The sequence below is a fragment of the Rhodococcus qingshengii JCM 15477 genome, from assembly GCF_023221595.1.
Taxonomy (GTDB): Bacteria; Actinomycetota; Actinomycetes; order Mycobacteriales; family Mycobacteriaceae; genus Rhodococcus_F; species Rhodococcus_F qingshengii.
Window position 1 is genome coordinate 5067308 of the sequence record NZ_CP096563.1, and the last position, 19246, is coordinate 5086553.

Here is a 19246-nt window from a genome sequence, read left to right on the forward strand (position 1 = left end):
GACATCACCCTCAGGTATTCGAACAAGTGCTACCCGAGAAGTACACCGACCGACCCTGACCGGTACCTGGGGACACCCCGACCCCTAGTGGAATTGCTTGAGAGCCCTGATCTTGTTCATGACGTCGAGCGCCGCCACCTTGTACGCCTCGGACAGTGTCGGATAGTTGAAGACGGCGTCGACAAGGTATTCGACGGTCCCGCCGCACCCCATCACCGCTTGGCCGATATGCACGAGATCCGTTGCACCCGAGCCGAAGATATGAACACCGAGCAGTTTCAGGTCATCCGTCGACACCAAGATCTTGAGCATCCCGTAGGTGTCGCCTGCGATCTGCCCGCGCGCGAGTTCGCGGTATCGGGAAACGCCAACCTCGTACGGCACCGATTCCTTGGTCAAATCGACCTCGGTGGCGCCCACATACGACACCTCGGGAATCGAGTAGATGCCGATCGGCTGCAGATCCATCAGCTTCGCGCCTGGTTCGTCGAAGGCATGATAGGCCGCGAGTCGACCTTGATCCATCGACGTCGCCGCCAACGCCGGGAATCCGATGACGTCACCGACGGCGTAGATGTGTTCGACCTTGGTGCGGAAATTGTCGTCGACATAGATACGGCCACGTTCGTCGGCTTCGAGCCCGGCGTTCTCCAGCGCGAGTGGCGCCGTGAGGCCTTGCCGTCCAGCCGAGTACATCACGGTCTCGGCTGGAATCTGCTTGCCGCTGCGCAGCGTCGTAAGCGTTCCGTTCGCTCCGACGTCGACGGCCGTCACTTCTTCACCGAATCGGAAAGTGACCGCCAGATCGCGTAGATGGAATCGAAGCGATTCGATGACCTCGGGGTCGCAGAAGTCCAGCATCGACGTCCTCTTCTCGACGACGGTGACCTTGGTGCCGAGTGCCGCGAACATCGATGCGTACTCGATACCGATCACTCCCGCGCCCACGACGACCATGGTGGTCGGGATGGAGGTCAGATCGAGGATCCCGTCGGAGTCGAGCACCCGGTGACTGTCGAAGGACACCCCCGCCGGGCGAGCAGGCAACGTTCCGGTCGCGATCACGACGAACCTCGCCGTGATCGTCATCTTGTCTCCGCGCGAGGAGTCCTCGACGAGGATGGTGTGCTCGTCGACGAACGAGCCGACCCCTACCAACAATTCGACGCGGTTGCGCAGAAGCTGAGATCGAACGACTTCGATTTCTTTGGTGATGACATGCTGGGTTCGCGCCAGCAGGTCGGCCGGAGTGATGTTCTCCTTGACGCGGTAACTCGCGCCGTACAGTTCGCGTTGGTTCATCCCGGTGAGGTAGAGAACCGCCTCACGCAACGTCTTCGACGGAATGGTGCCGGTGTTGACGCACACTCCCCCGAGCATGTTGCCTTTCTCGACCATCGCTACCCGTTTACCCAGCTTGGCCGCCGCGATGGCAGCCTTCTGCCCACCCGGGCCGGAGCCGATCACAACCAGGTCGTATTCCATCGGATCAGTCATCGCTTAGAAATACCGTCTGCATACGACCGGCAGATGCCGAGCATGTCAATACTCGGTGAACAATCCGCGCGCCGAAACGACACGACGGCAGTACACGAACCCTGTTGCAATTAAAAGAGATACAGCCGAATCCATACGAAACTTGCTACACATAAACATATTCCGACGTTCGCATGCGCACATGTTTCGTCGCCGGCGGAATTCACAACGGTCTGTTGAAATTTGTTTCACCACAGAGTGATTGATCGATCAACTGACAGGTGACCAGGGCCGTAAACCGGATGTCCAGTATTCGAATTGTCCGAAAAAACGAGCGGAATGTTCCTCGTCACATCCCCCACCGAAGCAGTTGCGCGGAGCCTCGGGCCGCGTTCTACTTGCCTTGACTAATCATCTGTCACTCTCGGTTACAAACATCCGCCCCGTTCACGATCCCCACCTTTCGCCATCTCGAGAGATCAGGTTTCCCAATGGAATTCACGGAACTTGCCGACTATCCCCTACCTCCAGGGACCGTCACCGAGTGGACTCCCGCCGCGGTGAATCCGCCCGAGCTGTGGCCTGTCGACCAGCGTCCCGCCAGCTACATACACGAGGCACACTTGAAACATGCCCAGCAGGCGAAACGGCAGGTGCACCATCAGACCGACGTGTGCACTCCGTCGTGGCTGGGTACCTCGTTTCGCATCCACGACCGACTCGACCGAAGGATCTGGGCGGCCGCTCTCGATCACTGGATCGATCGCCACGAAGTGCTCCGAACACACGTCGCCGTGGAGGGCGAAACGATAGTCCGACGCACCGCGGCGTCTGGAGACGTCCGGATTCTGGGCACCGAGGTCGGACACCTTGCGTCCTCGATGTCTGTCTTCACGCATCTGCAGCAACTGCTCGACCGATCGACCGATCCACTTGTCTGGCCTGCGTATCAGTTCGCGACGATCGAAGGCCCCAACCACTTCACCGTGGTTTTTGCCGCTGATCATGCTCTGCTGGACGGATATTCGGTGGCGTTGACCGCGCACGAACTGCAGACGATCTACCGATCGTTGAGCGAGGGAAGCCCTCCCTCGCCGCCGGAGACCGGAAGCTACATCGACTTCGGCACCAAGGAACGAGATCTCGTGGGACACGCGGACCGCTCTCACCCGGCAGTGCAGACGTGGCGCGAGTTCTACGCGCAGGGCGAGGCTCCGTACTTTCCAGCGCTACCCGAACCGGTCACCGGACGCCGAGTCCCTCAGCAGAGCCTGTCTGCCTGGCTTCTGAGCGCCCGGGGAGCCGAACGCCTGGCAGAAGCGAGCAAGCGCAGCAACCAAGGATTCCTGGCCGCGATACTCGCGTGCGCGGCCAAGGTGACCGGCGATCTCACCGGTGCAGACGAATTCCGCGTCGTCGTGCCGCAACACACCCGTTCGGAGCTTCGATGGGCCGCGTCGCTGGGATGGTTCATCGGTGTTGTGCCGGTGAGGATTCCGATTGCCCCCGCCGCAACCGTGAGCGATCTGGCCAAGGTTGCCGGCACGGAGATACGGCGCGTCCGCCCCGCCGCGGCACTGCCGTATTCGAAAGTGTGCGAGCTGATCGACTCCCCGCAGCACCTGCCGTTCGTGCTCTCGTACATGGACGTTCGTCACGTTCCTGGTGCCGAGCAATGGACGAGCTGGCAGACCAGGGGCCTTCGTAGTCGAGATCATTCGGGAACCGACGTCTACATCTGGCTCACGCGGACTCCCGAAGGGCTCAATCTGGCCATACGCCACCCGGGCAACGCGCGCACGAGCCGCCACATCCATCAGTTCGCGGGACTCCTACGCCGCGAAATGGAGGACTTTGCCTTCTCGACCGACACTTTCGCACCTCCGACCAAAACCGCTGCACCGATCGAGGAGAACTCTCATGGAAATGACACCCATCGATCTCTGGGCACCGAAAGCCGGGACGCTCACCGAGTTCAGGCCTACTGAACAATCCCTGGCGGCGGCATCCGGGGCACCGCGGAGCGACCAACCGCTCTCGTTCCTACAGGAAGGACACATTCGTACCGCCGATCACAAGCGCGCACAAGGCGTCGACTGGTCACCGTGGATCGGATTCACGTTCACTCTGCCCGGTGATCTCGATCGGGAGGCACTGCGTCGGGCGGTCCAGGCGTTTGTCCTGCGGCACAACACACTGCACAGTTGGTTCGAGGTGAGATCATCCGAAGATCCCGACGGTAGCGGGGTCATCGACCGTCACGTGGTGGATGCGTCGACGATCGAACTCACGCCGCACAGCATCGGTTCTCTGAACACGACAGATGCGGTTCGCGAGCATGTGAGCCGAAGTTTCGCCGGCGATACCAGCCCATTGCAATGGCCCTCGTTCATCATTGGCGTCGTCGAGCACGGCGCCGGCTTCACCGTCTACTACGGCGTCGATCACTCGCACACCGACGGCCTGTCGTTGATGCTGGGCGTCGAAGAACTTCGTGCGCTGTACATCGCCGAAAGCGCCGGCATCGAGGCTCAACTTCCCTCTCCCGGCAGCTACGTCGAGTACAGCGGCGAGGAACGGACATCCGCGGGGAACCTCGACCTGGCCGCAGCGCCTGTGCAGCAGTGGATTTCGATTCTCGCCGCCAACGCCGGCCAACTCCCGACGTTCCCCCTCGACCTCGGTGTCGCGCGGGGCGAACAGGCCCGGTCGACCCGCACACACATCGACGTTCTCGACAGCGACGAGTCAGCCGCGTTCGCAGCGCTGTGCAAGTCCAATGGCGTCGGCTTCTCCACGGGGATCTTCGCAGCCCTCGCCCTCACCGAGATCGAAGTTGCGGATCGAGCGAACTACTTCGCGCTCAACGCAGTCGGCACTCGCTCCGATCCGAGATACCTCTATTCCCAAGGCTGGTTCATCAATCTCGTCCCGGTCTCGTTCACGCTGAGCGGTGTCACGAACTTTACCGATGCACTCCCCCTTGCCCACGCTGCTCGCGCTGCGGTGAAGGGACTCGCGGACGTGTCCATTCACTCGGTGATCGCCCAGGTGTCGAAGTTGACCGGATCCGACATCGGTGGAACCTCGGTCCCGCCGATGGTGTCGTACATCGACATGCGCCTGATTCCAGGTGCCGAGCACCATGACGAACTCGAGGCGCGGGCACTGGGTGGGCCAGGAACGACGGGTGATCTGTCGATGTGGATCAACCGGAAGGAAGACCGTACGTACGTGATGGTCAGTTTTCCGGACACCGAGCAGGCGCACACATCGGTGAATCGGTACCTACGACACCTTCGCAACGTCCTGAGAACGGTCGCTGATACCGGCGACTACCGTGTCGTGCGTCAGGCGGATGCACGTCAGGAAGTGGAGACCGCCTGATGCACATCACGTTTCTCGACAGGTTCGAGGCACGGCCGGGCCGCATTCTGCAGTGGACGCCGAGCGAAATCTCCACCGGAACGACGTATCCGGTTCCCCCGACCTCCAATCAGCAGCTGCATCTTGCCGGCAGCCGCGGCGATACGACTTGGCTCGCTGCCACTTTCGACGTTCCCGGCCCCATCGACACGGACGCACTCAAGGCCAGCTTCGAGGAATGGACGTCCCGTCACGACGCCCTGTCGTGCTCGTTCTCCCAGGCCGAAGAATCGGGTGAATCCTCGGCACTGTTCGTCGACGTCGCCGACGTCGGCGATCTGCGCCTGCGTGAGGAAACAGTGGCTGACGCGCGAACACCGGAGCAGGTGCGAGAACTCTTGGGCGAGCGCTTGGATCGATGGTGCAATCCTTTCGCGTTTCCCGCGTACTTTCTCGGTGCCATCACCCGCGAGGACCAGTCGACAGTGGTCTGCGGGTTCGACCATGCCATCTGCGACGGCTGGTCCATGAGCATCGCAATTACCGAGATCAGCACTCTGTATCGCGAATACACGCGAGCGGACCGTGATCCGATCGCGTCTGATCTCCTTCCGGAGCCCGGGAGTTTCCTCAACTACTGCTTCCGGGAATCGGCAACCGCGGATCCAGAGCCCGGCGACCACCGGATTGCGGGTTGGCGGTCCTTCCTCCGAGCATGCGGGGGTGACACTCCCCATTTTCCCGTAGATCTGGGACTGCCCGCCGGGGCGATGTCGCCCCAGGGCACAGACACCCGAATGCTCCTCGACGCCGACGAAGCAGAGTTGTTCGACCAGAACTGCGCCGATCATCGACACTCGTCGTTCGGTGCAATTCTTGCGTCGATCGGTTTGGCCACAACACAATTGACCGGCAAGAGGGACACGCACCTACTGTTCCCTGTTCACACGCGTCGGGAACCGCGACACAACCACACCTTCGGATGGCTGGTAGCCAATGCGCCCATCACCGTGACGAGCATGGACAATCTTCACAGCACTGCCCGGGCAGTCAATCTCGCTTTCCACGAGTCACTTTCACTGTCGTCCGTGTCGTCGAGGCAGGTTTTGCGGAGCTTGGGGCCCGAGGTTTCGCCCACTCGCAGAGACATCTTCTCGGTGTCCTACGCCGACTACCGAACCATGCCCGGTGGATCTCGCCCCCGTAAATCAAAGTCCAGCGAATCACAGCCTGCGCCGATCAATCCGCAGCAACTCAGTCGCGTCTCGAACGCCGACGACGTTCAGTTCTGGTTCTCACGAACTCACGACGGATTGGCAGTGCGGACCAGGTTTCCTGCGCCCGCTGCCCGGACAGTGCACACCTTCCTCTCGCATGTCTCCGAGATCCTGTCGACGCCGTAGACGAACGGCCGCCTATCCGTAGATCTATTTGACACTTCTTTGTTGTGCACAACTTAACTGTGCGCTACAGTTGTTCTCGTGACCAACCCACTCGCCCTCGAACGCCAGGTCTGCTTCGCCCTCTATTCGGCGTCGCGGGCCACGACGGCCGCGTACCGGGCGATGCTCGACGACCTGGGAATCACGTATCCCCAGTACCTCGTCTTGTTGACACTCTGGGAACGAGACGGCCGCGGGGTGCGTGAGATCTGTGAGGCACTCGATCTCGATACCGGAACTCTCTCGCCGCTGCTCAAGAGGCTCGAGGGTCTGGGATTCATCGAGCGCCGACGCCTCACCACCGACGAGCGTCGCGTCGAGATTCACCTGACCGAGGCGGGTTCCACCCTGCGCAGCAAGGCCGAGGACATCCCAGCCAAACTCGCAGGTGCCACTGGTCTGAGCACCGACGAACTCACCGAACTTCGAGACGTTCTCACTCGTCTCGGCGAGTCGCTCCAAGCATCCAATGCCCACTCCGACGGAAAGAAGAAGTCATGAACATCGTCTACACCGCAGAAGCACTTGCCACCGGCGAAGGCCGCAACGGTCACGCTCGCACCTCGGACGGACGCCTCGATCTCGGCCTCGCCATTCCCAAGGAAATGGGTGGCAGCGGCGAAGGCACCAACCCCGAGCAGCTCTTTGCCGCCGGATACGCAGCATGCTTCCACTCCGCTCTGCAGATGGTCGCCCGTGCCGAGAAGGCCAACGTGGCTGATTCCGCAGTCGGCGCGCGGGTCGGCATCGGCCCCAACGGTGCAGGAGGCTTCGGACTCGCTGTGACGCTGGAGGTTTCACTCCCCCATCTACCCCATGATCAGGCCGTCGAGCTGACGGAGAAGGCACACCAGGTGTGCCCGTACTCCAATGCAACTCGCGGCAACATCGAGGTCACCCTCGAAGTAAGTAAGGACGACGAATGAGCACTACCACTGTCAGCCGGGAAATCCGTCTCGCTTCACGCCCGAACGGTTGGCCCACGTCGGAGAACTTCGCCACCGCCGAAGTAGAACTCCCCGAACTCGAAGACGGCCAGATCCTGGTCCGCAACATCGCCATCTCCGTCGACCCGTACATGCGCGGCCGAATGAACGACGTGAAGTCCTACCTTCCGCCGTTCCAGGTCGGTGCGCCGCTCGACGGTGGTGCCGTCGGCGAGGTCGTCGAATCCAAGTCGGCTGATCGCGCCGTGGGCGACGTTGTCGTCCACGGCCTCGGATGGCGTGAATACGCCATCCTCGACGGATCCGCAGTGACTCCGGCCGACACGTCCATCGCGCCGGCGACGGCCTACCTGGGTGCCCTTGGCATGACTGGCCTCACCGCGTATGCCGGCCTCACCGCGGTTGCGGAGTTCAAGGAAGGCGATACCGTATTCGTCTCCGGCGCAGCAGGTGCCGTCGGATCGCTCGTCGGTCAGATCGCCAAGTTGCTCGGAGCGAAGCGAGTAATCGGTAGCGCCGGTTCACCGGCGAAGGTTGCCCGACTTCTCGAACTCGGATTCGATGCGGCATTCGACTATCACGACGGCCCGATCACCGAACTACTCGCCGCTGCCGCCCCTGACGGCATCGACGTGTACTTCGACAACGTCGGTGGCGAGCATCTCGAAGCCGCCATCGATGCCATGAACCAGGGTGGCCGGATTGCCCTGTGCGGAGCCATCGCTCAGTACAACACCACCGAGAAGCCCACAGCTCCCCACAACCTGGCACTGGTGATCGGCAAGCAGCTCACACTGCGCGGATTCCTCGTGGGCGGCTACCGTCACCTCGGTGGCGAGTTCCGCACCCACATGGCAGGGTGGCTCGCCGACAACAAGATTCAGTGGGACGAGACCATCGTCGAAGGCCTGGAGAATGCACCGCAAGCGTTCATCGACCTGATGCGCGGCGCGAACACCGGCAAGATGGTTGTCACGCTGTAACCCGAACAACATCTTGCTCGAACGGATATGAAAGTGGCCGCGAACTTCTCGAAGTTCGCGGCCACCTTCATATCTGAATCAAATCCCGAACGAGACTCCGGTCAACGTCTCCGACAGTGTCCACAAACCCGAGGCTGTCTTCGTATCGTGTGACTTCTTGTTCGACCCCACGACCTTCGGATACCCTCGCTGCTCGAACGGACCGTCCGGTCCGATGTAACTGCCGCCGAAGGCATCCGGCGCGGTTGCCGCCCACAGTTCGGGAAGGGCGCCCATCTCCGCGGACTGCGCGAAGATCGAATTGCCGATTCCCATCAGCTTGTCCTGGATCGACTCGGTGTGCCCCTGCAGGTTCGTCGACGCGTATCCCGGATGCGAAGCGAGCGCTTTGAGCGAAGATCCCGACGCCGCGAACCTGCGTTGAAGTTCGTACGTGAACAACAGATTGGCAAGCTTGGACTGCCCGTAGGCCAACCATCGGTTGTACTTCCGACGCTCGAAATTGAGATCGTCCAGATCGACAGTTCCGAGCTGATGCAGGGCACTGGACATCGTCACGACACGATCGGTGAGCTTGTCCTTCAGCAATCCGGTCAATGCGAAGTGTCCGAGATGGTTTGTGCCGATCTGCATTTCGAATCCGTCGACCGTCCGGCGGAACGGAACCGCCATCACGCCGGCGTTGTTCACCAGGACGTCGACCTTCTCCGTTGCGTCGGCGAAGGCTCGTACCGACGACAGATCCGAGAGGTCCAATTTGCGGACAACCGCGTTGGGCCCGATCTCGGCGGCTACGGCGTCGGCCTTCGTGGTGTCACGACAGGCGAGGACGACGTCGGCCCCGGCTTTGCCCAGCGCTCGTGCGACTACCTCACCCAGTCCGCTGTTCGCCCCCGTGACGACAAATGTGCGGCCGGTCTGATCGACTACGTCTTCTGCGGTCCATTTGGTCATGCTTTCCCACTTACGTGCCTTACTCGCCGGTAGGGAGGGGTCGCTTTCCGTCATCGCCTGCGCTTGGCGCGGATGGGCTTGGCGCCCGGCAGCGGCGGTGCAGCCACTCTGGGCGACGGGGGCGCGGTCATTCCGGGAGTCGGCGACGATTCGGCTTCCTTCTGCTCCGCAGCGATGCGTCCGTACACAAAATGCTGTTGTCCCAGCGTCCAGCAGTTGTTACTCACGAAATACAGCAGGATCGCCACAGGCGCGAACGCACCGAAAGCGATCACCCCCACCGGAAACACCCACAATGCGAGCTTGTTCATGATCGCTGTTTGAGGGTTGACGGTTCCGGTGTCCACTTGGCGCGCGATGGATGCCCGCGATGTGAAATGTGTAGCGACGGCGGCAAATATCATCAGCGGTACAGCTACCAGAATGATGGAGATACGGCTGACGTCGCCGAATGCTTCCAGTTGTGCTGCCGGGCTCGAAATCATGGCGGACAACGGTGCGCCGAACAGTTTGGCGTCGAGAAAAGACTGCACATCCGAGGCACTGAAGAAGTAGTTGGCCGTGTTCGCGTTGTCCGCCACCGACATCGGTTCGGTCGGGCTCAGAAACGGGACGTGCGATGCCGCTCCGGTCCGATTGAACGATCGCAGGACGTGATAGAGACCAATGAACACCGGTGCCTGAACCAGCATCGGCAGACAGCCGAGCAACGGACTGTAATTATGTTCTTTCTGCAGCTTGGCCATCTCTACAGTGAGTTTCTGCCGGTCACCCGAATACTTCTTCTGCAACGCCTTGATCTGAGGTTGCAGCTTCTGCATCACCAGTTGAGTGCGGACCTGCTTGACGAAGGGTTTGAACAGCAGGGCTTTGAGCGTGAAGACGAGAAATACGACCGACAACGCCCACACGACGCCGTTGTCGGGTGATCCGGAGACCAGTGAGAAGACCTTGTGCCAGAACCAGAGGATTCCGGACACGGGGTAGTAGACAAAATCGAGCATGACGAATGAACCTCACCGAAAGGCACGCTCAGAGAGATGAGAGCGCGGGAATGGTCGTGGACGCAAGACGTCTGACCGACCTACGACGAGTTCACACCCGCCGACTGCCGATCTACAGACCGATTCCCGGAGCTCGAGGTTGCGGACGACCGGGCGCGTCCGGGCTGCTCTGCCTGCGGAAAGCACCACGCAGGCAGCGTTCGTCATCAGACGGGCCAGTGGCCGAAACCGCGCACAGTTGCAGAAGTTCGTACTTCGAGGAAGTTGCGAGCGCAGCGACCACGAAGACGGCAATCGCAGTTCCCAGCACCGCGGCGCTACCCGAGGAACCAAGCGGAGGCACTGCGAGAAGAGCGATGAACGGCAGCAGAAGCAGCAACAGTGACCGTGTCACCGTTCCTGTGCTCCGCTGTTGCATGACTGCGAGAGTACAGAACGTCTGCCGAATCCAGCCAGACGCTTGCCTCACGTACTTGTTCGCGCAGCCATTTGTGCGCAGGATCGTGGTCCATCCGACCGTGCCACTGTTGAGCGTTCGGCGCTCCCGCTGCGAATCGCCTGACCGGAGCCGGGGTGAGGCCGGCCGCCGTGCCCTCCTTGATTCGGATCACGAAAGTCCGTCGAAGTTCTCGCGATCGATCAACAGGCCTTGCACCCACAATGCCGCTCGAAACAGGTATACACCCCGTCCAACTGACCGGTGCGAACACGTCGAGGCGCAACCAGGCTGAGTGTCGCAAGCCGAAGCCCGATCACACCCAGCTGGACACCTGCTTCGGGACGCATCGACGCAAAGGCAACACGCGAAATGTCGCACCACCGATTCACCGACCCCCGCACGAAGAAGCATGCACTCGGAAGGGCGCTTGTCGTCGGTGTTCTTTCCCTGACAACCCTTGCCGTGAGTATCGACACCGCGAACGCTCAGGCCCCCGTGCTTCGGGACTGGAACATCGCCGCAGTTTCCGTCGACACGAATCCGGCGAAGGTGTCAGCTTTCGCTTCCTCGGATACAGGCCGCGTATTGGCAGCCGCAGAGTCCAAGATCGGCGCTCCGTACGTCTGGGGCGCGACCGGGCCGGACTCGTTCGACTGCTCCGGTCTCGTTCAATGGGCCTATGCACAAGCGGGCGTTTCGATTCCGCGAACCAGCTACGACCAGGCGGTTGGCGGCACTCCAGTTTCCCGGGACGATCTACAGCCGGGTGACGTGGTCCTGTACTACGGCGGGGAGCATGTGGGGATCTACGCCGGAGGCGGTGAGGTCGTTCACGCCCCGACGTCCGGGGAGTCGGTCGAACGCGCACCCGTGGACTCGATGCCGTACTACCTCGCCCGACGTTACTGACATGAATCCCACAAGCTCGATGAAACAGCGTGTATCGCGGCGATATTCGAATCGCTCGTCGCGAGCCGAACGATTGACACTCCCCCATTGCGCGGAATGTGATGTCATCCTCTCGCCCGCGAGCGCGGTCTGCGCCAGGTGTCGTGGGGCGCGGTTGGACGTGACGCGGTGTTGCGGAGACGGCACTGTCGTGTCCTGGCGAACGGTTCACGGCGACCCCTCGACCGTTCTCGCCATCGTGGAATTGGACGAGGGGCCGTGGCTGTACACTTTCCTCACCGAATCCCCTCGCGCGGATGCGCCTGGACCGCTACGAGTGTTCTTTCAGGGGCGTGAAGAAGGTAAGCGCTACCCGGTGTTCTGCTTGTGCGGCGACGACCGTGGTGAACTGCTATCGGACGTCAACTCCGGCCTGCTGAACCATTGACCTCACGCGAGTCACGCTCCTGCGCGGTCGAGACGTACCACGCTGCGATCTGCGCTCTGGAACTGAATCCCAGTTTTGTCAGTACGTGTTCCACGTGTCCCTGAGCGGTGCGCAGCGAGATTACCAAGTGCTCCGCAATCGCGCGATTGGTCAACCCTTGGGCAACCAGTTCCGCAACTTGCTGCTCACGAGGAGTGAGGTGAGGCCCTTCAGCCGACGACGCAGTCGTGACACTGGAGCGCTTGTCGAGCGCATATGCGACAGCTTCACCCTCGGACATCGCAAACCCGCTGCGAAACGACTTGTCGAAAGCATCGTCACCCATGGCTTTGCGAGCAGTCTCTGCAGCAGTGTCGTGATGAGCTGACAAACCCGGCAGGCCCGCCAGCCGTCCCCCGACCTTCTGCCAATACATGGCTGCCGCGCCGAGCAGAACCGCTGCATGCTTCCAATCACGTTGCGCTGCAGCAATCCACGCCAACGGCTCGATACACCACGCCGAGTTCATCGGGGCATCGAGAATTCTCAGACTTCGAGTCAAATAGTCACTTGCGGCATCCAATTCACCTCGGAGCCAGCTCACGAGCCCGAGAGTTCCCAGCGCAAATGCCTGGAACATCATCTCGTCGGCGGGCACGGTGATCGCGAGAATCTCTTCGTTGCACTCCACAGAGCGATCAAGAGCGCCGGACAGGAAGTACGCGACTCCCAAGGTGTCCAGGCCGACCACCACATGCAGCAGATTCTTGTCGAGTCGAAACAGCGTCAACGCGGATTCCAGCTTGGCCGTAGCGGTATCGAAGTTACCTCTGAAGGTATCGACGTATCCGTCTCCCCACGTCGCCAAGCCGCGCGAGCGCACATCCGCCAAGTCGTTTGCCAGGCGCCAACTCTCGTCGACCAACTCTTCTGCCCGTTCGAGTTCCCCCTGCATCGCGTGATTCACGGCGTCGATGGCCAAGACATCCACTCGGAACGGATCCAGCTCTCGATCCTCTGCATTCAAGGCTCGATCCGTCCAGTAACGCGCCTGCACAAGTAATCCACCTGCAAGCCAGAATCTGTACAACGCACCGACCATTCGCGTTGCAGATCGCGCCTCTCCGGCAGTGGAAATCGAGTACTCCAACGCATCGTTGACGTTGCGCTGTTCACGACCGAGCCTTGCGATCCAGGCAGCTTGCCGGCCACTGATCCACTCGGCTTCCGCATGAACGACCAGTGCCTCGAACCAATCACGATGGCTTCGACGCAGAGCGGAATACTCACCGGCGGACTCCAACTTTTCATGTCCGTACTCCCGGAGTAGGTCGAGGAGGTGGTACCGAACATCCCCGTCGGTTTCCTCACGAATCAGGATGGACTTCTCGACCAACGCGGTGACGAGATCGAGCACTTCGGTCGAATTCATGTCCTGCCCACACACGCCCTCAGCGGCGTCGAGGTCGAACCCACCCGAGAACACCGACAACCTCCCCCACAACTGCTGTTCGGTTGGCGAGCAGAGGTCGTAACTCCAATCGATCGACAATCGCAGCGTCTGTTGACGACTCGGAACGTCACGTCCACCCGTTGTAAGAAGTCGGTATCGATCCGAGAGCCTGTTCATGATCTGCTCAGCAGACATACCACGCAGGCGAGCTGCCGCCAGTTCGATCGGAAGTGGGAGTCCATCCAAGTCGTGACAGATATGCGCAACGGCGCGCTTGTTCTCCTCGGTGAGGGTGAAACCAGGTACGACGGAAGCCGCACGCTCGGTGAACAACGACACCGATTCGTACTGGGCAATTCCCTCGAATTCGGGCGGCTGTTGCTGCGGTGTGGTGAGTGAGGGAACGCGCATCGTCACCTCACCGCCCAGGCCCAGCGATTCGCGGCTCGTCGCCAGGATCTTGACGCCGGCACATCGCCGTAGGATCGCGCCTACGAACACAGCGACGGCATCGACCAGATGTTCACAGTTGTCGAGCACCAACAGCAGACTCCGATCGGCGCAGTAGTCGATCAATGCCTGCAGCGGGTCCGCCGACGAGACCGACCGGACACCAAGGGTCACGGCGACATGATCTTCGAGGAGATCCGAATCTGTCTGCTCCCCCAGTTCCACCAACCAGGCACCGTCTCGAAACACCCTTTGCAACGCGCCCGCAAGTCGGATCGCGAGCCGTGTCTTGCCCACGCCACCGATCCCGGTGAGTGTCAACAAACGGGACGTCTCGAACAATCTCCTGGCGTCGGCCAACTCACGCCGACGACCGACGAAACTCGTCAGCTCCAAGGGCAGGTTGCCGACAACTCGCTGGTCGGCTTCTGAGCGCACAGCGGATGCCATCGACCGACTCGCTTTCTGCCATACCACTACACAACAACGCTACCCCCACGATCGGCCTCCCGAGCAGCACTCACGCGAGCATGTGATCGGAGCCCACTTGTTCTCCCCCGAGTGCGAGATGCACGACGGCCACACCGGTGTCACGCAGACGAAACAACGTATTCCTACTCTGGCAGACAGACGAAGGGAGAGCGACATGCCGCCGCGCCGTAGATCGGTACTGCTGACGCAACTGGTAATCGATGCTCCCGGAAGTCCACAACAAACGATCCTCGACGAACTGCGGCGAGTGATTCTGTCGGGTTCGGCGCCTCCGGGTACCCCGATTCCTCTCGGCGACGTGGCTGATGTGTTCGGTGTCAGTCGAATACCTGTGCGGGAATCACTGAAAACACTGGTCGGAGAGTCCTTGGTCGACCATCGACATCAATTCGGCTACACCGTTGCTCAGCTGACGCCGGCAGAACTGCGAGAGATGTACATCGTCCGCGAAACTCTCGAATCAGCTGCATTGGCCGTCGCCGTCGAGCAGGCAACCGAAGAGGATCACGAACACGCCGTCGAGGTGAACTCCCGTTTGGAGATCGCATTGCGCTACGACGACTCTCAGTCCTATCACTGCGAGAGCCGAAACTTTCATCTCGCACTGACCCGACCGTCTCAGATGCTTCGACTTCTGCACATGTTCGAAGCTGCCTGGAACATCACCGAACCAGTACAGCCGATGGTCCATGTTGCCGGCGTCGATCGCCAGGTTCTGCACTCCGATCACACCGCGATGCTGGACGCATTCCTGCGTCGGGACGCATCCGCACTTCTGAGCGCTTCCGAAATCCATCATCGCCGACTCGATACCGTGATCGCGACTCTACCGACAGACACCGGTCTATTGGCCGAAAAAGATATACCGATCGCGCAATAGTCGTGCAACACAGCATCGATACCTTTCTCTCAACACAGTTTTCATCACTGACGCTGAGAGCTCGTGGCACCGTCCGCTGATTTCCTGCACTGATGCACAGGAGCTGTCATGACCGACATTCTTCCGTCCCGAACGACCACTACCCCCACTCCCCCAAAGGAAAGCGGATCGGGTGACCTTGTCGAAGCCGCGGGTCACCCTGTCGGAAGCGGCCTGATCAAGCCGGGCTACGACCCTCGTTTGACCAACGAGGACTTGGCGCCGCTTCGCAAGCAGACCTGGTCGTCGTACAACATCTTCGCCTTCTGGATGTCCGACGTACACAGCGTCGGCGGATATGTCACTGCCGGTAGTCTTTTCGCACTGGGATTGGCCAGCTGGCAAGTACTCGTCGCCCTGCTGGTCGGTATCACGATCGTCTACTTCTTCTGCAATCTCGTCGCCAAGCCCAGCCAAGTTACCGGCGTGCCGTATCCGGTGATCTGCCGCAGCGTGTTCGGCGTCCTCGGCGCGAACATCCCGGCAATCATTCGTGGCCTGATTGCCGTGGCTTGGTATGGAATTCAAACCTTCCTCGCTTCAGCAGCCCTCGATGTCGTACTGATCAAACTCTTTCCGTCACTCGCGCCCTATGCCGTCGTCGAAGACTACGGATTCGCCGGACTCTCCGCACTGGGCTGGGGAAGTTTCATGCTCCTGTGGGTACTTCAGGCCTGTGTCTTCTGGCGAGGCATGGAATCGATCCGCCGCTTCATCGACTTCTGCGGGCCGGCTGTGTATGTCGTGATGTTCATGCTGTGCGGCTACCTGATCTACAAGGCAGGCTGGAGCGCCATCGATCTCACGCTCGGCGACGTCAAGTACTCGGGTTTCGACGCCGTGCCGGTCATGCTCGGTGCGATCGCTCTGGTTGTCTCGTACTTCTCCGGACCGATGCTCAATTTCGGCGACTTCTCCCGCTACGGAAAGTCGTTCGCTGCCGTCAAGAAGGGCAACTTCCTCGGTTTGCCGTTGAACTTCCTCGTATTCTCGGTGTTGGTCGTCGTCACTGCATCGTTGACGCTGCCGGTGTACGGCGAACTGATCACCGATCCCGTTGCGACCGTTGCACGAATCGACAGCACCTTCGCCATCGTTCTCGGCGCACTCACCTTCACCATCGCCACGATCGGCATCAACATCGTGGCCAACTTCATTTCCCCGGCCTTCGACTTCTCCAACGTGAGTCCGCAGAAGATCAGCTGGCGCGCCGGCGGAATGATCGCAGCGATCGGCTCGATCCTCATCACGCCGTGGAACTTGTACAACAATCCGGACGTCATTCACTACACACTCGAAACCCTCGGAGCCTTCATCGGTCCGCTGTTCGGAATTCTGATTGCCGACTACTACCTCGTGCGCAAGCAGAAGGTCATCGTCGACGAACTGTTCAGCATGTCGCCGACCGGAACCTACTGGTACAGCAAGGGATACAACCCTGCTGCAGTGATCGCCACCGTGGTGGGAGCCGTCGTCGCGATGGTCCCGGTCCTGGGCAAGGACCTCACCGGGATGTACACCGCAGCGCAGTACAGCTGGTTCATCGGTTGTGGGCTCGGATTCACCGTCTATTACCTACTCGCCGCGCGCTCTTCCTCAGCTGTCCGGAATGCTTCCTCTCCCGACACTGTGACGGTCGACTGATCGTCATGAGAATCAAGGTGATCAACCCCAACACCACGTGGGCGATGACCGCCAAGATCGAGGAATGTGCCCGGACCGTCGCAGGCTCGGGCACATTCGTCGAGGCTGTCAGCCCTGCCATGGGTCCCGCGTCGATCGAAAGCCACTACGACGAAGCTCTCAGCGTCCCCGGAATCCTGACCGAGATCGCCGCCGGAGAAAAGAACGAAGTCGACGGCTACGTCATCGCTTGCTTCGGTGACCCAGGTCTTGATGCAGCCCGAGAGTTGGCCAAGGGCCCCGTCGTAGCTGTTGCCGAAGCGGCCATGAACTACGCAAGTTTCCTGGGTCGCGGATTCAGCATCGTGACCACTCTCGGTCGAACCCGCGGCCGCGCAGCCGATCTGGTGGACCGGTACGGCATGCAGGCTCGGTGCCGGGGTATCCACTCCTGCGAGATTCCGGTTCTGGAACTCGATCGTGATCCCGACGCGCGAAAGGTGATCTTGGAAGCCTGTTTCGACGCATTGGAGCAAGACGACTCGGACGTCCTCGTGCTGGGTTGCGCCGGCATGGCGGACCTGTGCCAGGACTTGTCCGACGAACTGGGTGTCCCGGTAGTCGACGGCGTTGCCGCTGGGGTCACGATGGTTCAGTCGTTGGTCACCCTCGGGCTGTCGACCAGTTCGCGCGGCGAGTTCGCACGCCCACTTCCCAAGAACTACACCGGTACACTGACACCGTTCTCGCTGTGAGCGTGCCTGAGCGAGAGTCGAACACCTGTCACCAGCAGCGCCAGGATCGCGAACAATACTCCAGCCCAGACTAATTGGCGGGTTTCGAAATGCGCGAGAAACAGTCCACCGACCGCAGTGCCGAGCGTGATCCCCAGGTTGGAGAACGAGATGAAAAGGCTGTTGCCGAATTCAGGCGCGTCGACTGCGTCTCGCCCCATCCAGCTCTGCGAAACCACCAGTCCACCGGAATGCACTACACCCCAAACCAACACGGCTACAACCATCGCGCCGAAGTACGGGCCCGCCAGATAGAGCATCACGTAGACGACGATGTACAGCAAGGGAAATGCCACAACCGTGCGCACCACCCCCTTGGCGAGCAGAGCCCCGAAGACGAAGTTGCCGAAGATCATCACGACACCGAAAGCCAAGAGCATCGCGCTGATCCACGATCCGCTCATGCCGGTCACTTCGCCGAGGTATTCGGCAAAGTATCCGTACACCGAGAACATGGCTGCGAAGACGAAGGTGACGGAAAGAATGGTCAACCACACGCGCGGCCGGCGAAGTATCCCGACCTGTGCACCGTACGACAGGCGTTGTGTCACAGGAGCCGAGGGCAGAAGTACGACAATCCCGAGAAACGCGAGAACGTTGACCACGGCGCCGAACACGAATGCTGTCGACACCGAAAAGTTCTCGGCCAAATAGGACGTCAAGGGCACGCCGAACGCGAATCCGACTGTGACGCCTGCAAATACCTTGGTCACCGCGGCGGTCGCCTGTTCCGGCGATACCAGACGAACCGCACTTGCAAGCGCGACAGCGAAGAAGACCGGATGAACCACGGCGGGGATGATCCGAAATGCAAACATCACCTCGAAACTCGATGTGGTCGCATACACCACATTGGAGACCGCAAAGACTGCAATCGCCACCAACAGAACGGTTCTCCTGTTGATTCCCGAGGTGATCAGCGTTGTGAACGGACCGGTCACCGCCACGACGAGTGCAAACACACCGACCAACCATCCGGCAGTCGACGCGGTGATACCGAACTTTTCGCTGATCTGAGGCAGAACCCCTATAATGCCCATCTCCGTAGTGATGATTCCGAATACACCCAACGCCAGAACCGGTATCAACAATTTCGACTTCACGACACACTCCTCACTACTTCGCCACACAAGACAGTTACATATCTATATATGTAGATATATCTGGTTGAACAACCCGACCGACGAGGGCAATTCGGCCGCTACAGCTTTTCGCGAACGAATTCCCTGAACTCGCCGATCACGGATTCGTTTCGTCGGTAATACGTCCACTTCCCGATGCGCTCGGACTCGAGCAGACCCACGTCTTTCATGCCCTGCAGATACCCCGAGATCACCGACTGGGCAAGTCCCGATCGCCCCTGAATGTCACCGACACAGACTCCGATGTGAAACCCGAGATCCTGCTGCGTATACGAGTCCTCGTCGAAATACTTCGCCGGGTGCGCGAGCCACTCCATGATCTGCAGGCGAGTCGGGTTGGACAGCGCCTTGAAGATCGCCAAAGCATCCATGGACCACACCCCTCTGCACGACAACCGGAACGCATCTACTTTTGTGGATATGTTTGGCGAAGTCAAGCCCGATCCG

At 60.5% G+C, this 19246-nt stretch carries 18 protein-coding genes; 11 read left to right on the forward strand and 7 right to left on the reverse strand.

Going from position 1 to position 19246, the window contains the following annotated elements:
• Positions 1-84: 84 nt before the first annotated feature.
• Positions 85-1497 (reverse strand): Si-specific NAD(P)(+) transhydrogenase, encoded by a 1413-nt coding sequence (gene sthA, locus M0639_RS23120; protein WP_054827928.1) that lies wholly within the window; start codon positions 1495-1497, stop codon positions 85-87.
• A gap of 470 nt (positions 1498-1967) precedes the next feature.
• On the opposite strand from sthA, the gene M0639_RS23125 reads away from it, so the two are divergent.
• The 6 genes from M0639_RS23125 (at position 1968) to M0639_RS23150 (ending at position 8214) form a co-directional block, all read left to right on the forward strand.
• Positions 1968-3464 (forward strand): condensation domain-containing protein, encoded by a 1497-nt coding sequence (locus M0639_RS23125; protein ID WP_064073509.1) that lies wholly within the window; start codon positions 1968-1970, stop codon positions 3462-3464.
• On the forward strand, positions 3397-4863 hold the full coding sequence (locus tag M0639_RS23130) for a condensation domain-containing protein (protein ID WP_064073510.1): 1467 nt from the start codon (positions 3397-3399) through the stop codon (positions 4861-4863). Before M0639_RS23125 ends, M0639_RS23130 begins: the two co-directional genes overlap by 68 nt.
• Positions 4863-6245, forward strand: a complete 1383-nt coding sequence (locus M0639_RS23135) for a condensation domain-containing protein (protein WP_003940563.1) — start codon at positions 4863-4865, stop codon at positions 6243-6245. The genes M0639_RS23130 and M0639_RS23135 overlap by 1 nt, the downstream gene beginning before the upstream one ends.
• Positions 6246-6323: 78 nt before the next feature.
• The gene (locus M0639_RS23140; protein ID WP_042451335.1) at positions 6324-6785 is read left to right on the forward strand and encodes a MarR family winged helix-turn-helix transcriptional regulator; all 462 of its coding nucleotides are present in this window, start codon (positions 6324-6326) and stop codon (positions 6783-6785) included.
• Positions 6782-7210: an organic hydroperoxide resistance protein gene (locus M0639_RS23145; RefSeq protein WP_003939720.1), complete on the forward strand. Its 429-nt coding sequence runs from the start codon at positions 6782-6784 to the stop codon at positions 7208-7210. Before M0639_RS23140 ends, M0639_RS23145 begins: the two co-directional genes overlap by 4 nt.
• Positions 7207-8214 carry an NADP-dependent oxidoreductase gene (locus M0639_RS23150; protein ID WP_019745038.1) on the forward strand — a complete coding sequence of 336 codons (1008 nt, stop codon included), beginning with the start codon at positions 7207-7209 and terminating at the stop codon, positions 8212-8214. Before M0639_RS23145 ends, M0639_RS23150 begins: the two co-directional genes overlap by 4 nt.
• Positions 8215-8292: 78 nt before the next feature.
• Here M0639_RS23150 and M0639_RS23155 read toward each other — a convergent pair whose 3' ends face one another.
• From M0639_RS23155 to M0639_RS23165, 3 genes are all read right to left on the reverse strand, one after another.
• Complete coding sequence (locus M0639_RS23155) at positions 8293-9168, reverse strand: oxidoreductase (RefSeq protein ID WP_042922232.1); 876 nt, start codon at positions 9166-9168, stop codon at positions 8293-8295.
• A gap of 50 nt (positions 9169-9218) precedes the next feature.
• On the reverse strand, positions 9219-10172 hold the full coding sequence (gene yidC, locus M0639_RS23160) for a membrane protein insertase YidC (RefSeq protein WP_003939695.1): 954 nt from the start codon (positions 10170-10172) through the stop codon (positions 9219-9221).
• Between the two features lie 112 nt (positions 10173-10284).
• Positions 10285-10590 carry a DUF6412 domain-containing protein gene (locus M0639_RS23165; RefSeq protein ID WP_029256089.1) on the reverse strand — a complete coding sequence of 102 codons (306 nt, stop codon included), beginning with the start codon at positions 10588-10590 and terminating at the stop codon, positions 10285-10287.
• A gap of 390 nt (positions 10591-10980) precedes the next feature.
• On the opposite strand from M0639_RS23165, the gene M0639_RS23170 reads away from it, so the two are divergent.
• Positions 10981-11520 carry a C40 family peptidase gene (locus M0639_RS23170; protein ID WP_064073406.1) on the forward strand — a complete coding sequence of 180 codons (540 nt, stop codon included), beginning with the start codon at positions 10981-10983 and terminating at the stop codon, positions 11518-11520.
• 190 nt (positions 11521-11710) lie between these two features.
• Entirely contained in the window at positions 11711-11947 is a 237-nt protein-coding gene (locus M0639_RS23175) for a PhlB family protein (RefSeq protein WP_054780999.1), read from the forward strand.
• On the opposite strand, the gene M0639_RS23180 is transcribed toward M0639_RS23175, so the two are convergent.
• The gene (locus tag M0639_RS23180; RefSeq protein WP_064073407.1) at positions 11922-14279 is read right to left on the reverse strand and encodes an ATP-binding protein; all 2358 of its coding nucleotides are present in this window, start codon (positions 14277-14279) and stop codon (positions 11922-11924) included. The two genes, M0639_RS23175 and M0639_RS23180, sit on opposite strands and share 26 nt — an antisense overlap.
• 196 nt (positions 14280-14475) lie before the next feature.
• On the opposite strand from M0639_RS23180, the gene M0639_RS23185 reads away from it, so the two are divergent.
• The 3 genes from M0639_RS23185 (at position 14476) to M0639_RS23195 (ending at position 17618) form a co-directional block, all read left to right on the forward strand.
• Positions 14476-15201, forward strand: coding sequence for a GntR family transcriptional regulator (locus tag M0639_RS23185; protein ID WP_007733938.1), 726 nt, complete (start codon positions 14476-14478; stop codon positions 15199-15201).
• Between the two features lie 108 nt (positions 15202-15309).
• The gene (locus tag M0639_RS23190; RefSeq protein WP_007733936.1) at positions 15310-16884 is read left to right on the forward strand and encodes an NCS1 family nucleobase:cation symporter-1; all 1575 of its coding nucleotides are present in this window, start codon (positions 15310-15312) and stop codon (positions 16882-16884) included.
• Positions 16885-16889: 5 nt separating this feature from the next.
• Positions 16890-17618 (forward strand): aspartate/glutamate racemase family protein, encoded by a 729-nt coding sequence (locus M0639_RS23195; RefSeq protein WP_007733934.1) that lies wholly within the window; start codon positions 16890-16892, stop codon positions 17616-17618.
• Here M0639_RS23195 and M0639_RS23200 read toward each other — a convergent pair.
• On the reverse strand, positions 17585-18760 hold the full coding sequence (locus M0639_RS23200; RefSeq protein WP_003939751.1) for an MFS transporter: 1176 nt from the start codon (positions 18758-18760) through the stop codon (positions 17585-17587). The genes M0639_RS23195 and M0639_RS23200 overlap by 34 nt on opposite strands.
• A gap of 98 nt (positions 18761-18858) precedes the next feature.
• Positions 18859-19170 carry an ArsR/SmtB family transcription factor gene (locus tag M0639_RS23205; RefSeq protein WP_007733929.1) on the reverse strand — a complete coding sequence of 104 codons (312 nt, stop codon included), beginning with the start codon at positions 19168-19170 and terminating at the stop codon, positions 18859-18861.
• Between the last annotated feature and the right edge of the window lie 76 nt (positions 19171-19246).